Here is a 1,271-nt window from a genome sequence, read left to right as displayed (position 1 = left end):
CGTTCGGGTCAGCGTCTCCTTGAATCTCACGTCCAATCCTATTTAGGTCGTTCAGACCTGACCCCTCAAGGTTTTCCTCATCATAGTGTTTTTTCCCTCGGATTATCCGGTTATGCTTGGAGTCAATCCCTGCTGCTCTGGAGAGATTGGATGTTGGCGCTCATGGCGTTGAAGCCTCACAAATCTCTCCATTTTCAACGAGGGCTAGAGGCTCTATCCCTTGTGAGGCAGGGGGTCTAGCTATGTTGTCACCCTCTCAGAAAATTCGCTCGATCGCAAAATCTCATTGTTGGCGTAAATACAAACGAAAAAAATACAAAACAGCATTTATTTTAATAAATGAACTAATGTTCGTATGTGATTTTTTTGCTCGAACGTGCCGTTTTTGGGGCGATTTCTTTAACGAGTAATCTCTTGAATTGTCGTTGCGTTATTGTCGATCTGTGATAAAATCAAGAGAGGAATTATAGAAATATAATTCTTATAAATATAATTGAAAAAAGCGAGAGTGGGGTGCAAAAGCTCCCTAAATAAACGGTAATGACATCTAACGAAAAAACGATCGCCAATCTCAACGAACCGGGTACAGCTAGCTCGAGCGATCGCCACTGGATCGATACCTTAAAATTTGACGATCGCGGCTTAATTCCTGCCATCGCCCAAGACGATCGCGACGGAACCGTGTTAATGATGGCGTGGACGAACCGAAACGCCTTAGAGCGAACGATCGAAACCGGTGAAATGCACTACTGGAGCCGCTCTCGACAAGAACTCTGGCACAAAGGCGCGACCTCGGGACACATTCAAAAAGTGAAATCGCTCTATTACGACTGCGATGCGGATGTGATTCTGGTCAAAATCGAACAGATCGGCGACGTGGCTTGTCATACCGGGGCGCGAAGCTGCTTTTTCAACCGAGTCCTTTAAGATCGATCGCGCCCCGTGTCAGAGGCTGCTCGATTCGTGGAAACGGTTAACTGGGCTGAGTTCGTACAGTTCGCCCCCAGACGATCCCGGCGGACAGCGCACGGGTTTGGCAAAGTTCGCGGGGATTGTGGGAAACTTCGGAGGTTCGGAGGCGGGATCGTCAGATACACAGATGGCGTCGCGAGCGTTCCCGTCAAACCCGACAACGGCGGCGATCGCACTGTGCAAATCGTCAGCTTTAGCCTGAACCGCGAGAATCCTACGTTTCTAATCTCCGATTGAAGCGTAGATGAATCGCGGCGGTAAGGTTGCGGGCAAGCCGTTCGATCTGTTATGCTGCTCTT

At 48.9% G+C, this 1,271-nt stretch carries 2 protein-coding genes and 1 pseudogene; 2 read left to right on the top strand and 1 reads right to left on the bottom strand.

Translation table 11 applies throughout. The features are described 5' to 3' along the window. Both GEI7105_RS39500 and hisI read left to right on the top strand, forming a co-directional pair. Positions 1-240, top strand: a pseudogene (locus GEI7105_RS39500) (IS4 family transposase); the annotation flags it as partial. A gap of 300 nt (positions 241-540) precedes the next feature. Then, entirely contained in the window at positions 541-927 is a 387-nt protein-coding gene (hisI, locus tag GEI7105_RS0116655) for a phosphoribosyl-AMP cyclohydrolase (RefSeq protein WP_017661567.1), read from the top strand. Between the two features lie 18 nt (positions 928-945). Here hisI and GEI7105_RS37460 read toward each other — a convergent pair whose 3' ends face one another. Next, positions 946-1,155 carry a hypothetical protein gene (locus GEI7105_RS37460; RefSeq protein ID WP_144053843.1) on the bottom strand — a complete coding sequence of 70 codons (210 nt, stop codon included), beginning with the start codon at positions 1,153-1,155 and terminating at the stop codon, positions 946-948. Between the last annotated feature and the right edge of the window lie 116 nt (positions 1,156-1,271).

Source organism: Baaleninema simplex PCC 7105, from assembly GCF_000332355.1.
GTDB classification, from domain to species: domain Bacteria; phylum Cyanobacteriota; class Cyanobacteriia; order Cyanobacteriales; family Geitlerinemataceae; genus Baaleninema; species Baaleninema simplex.
Note: the sequence above shows the minus strand (reverse complement) of the source record. Positions and strands in the feature narration are given on the sequence as shown.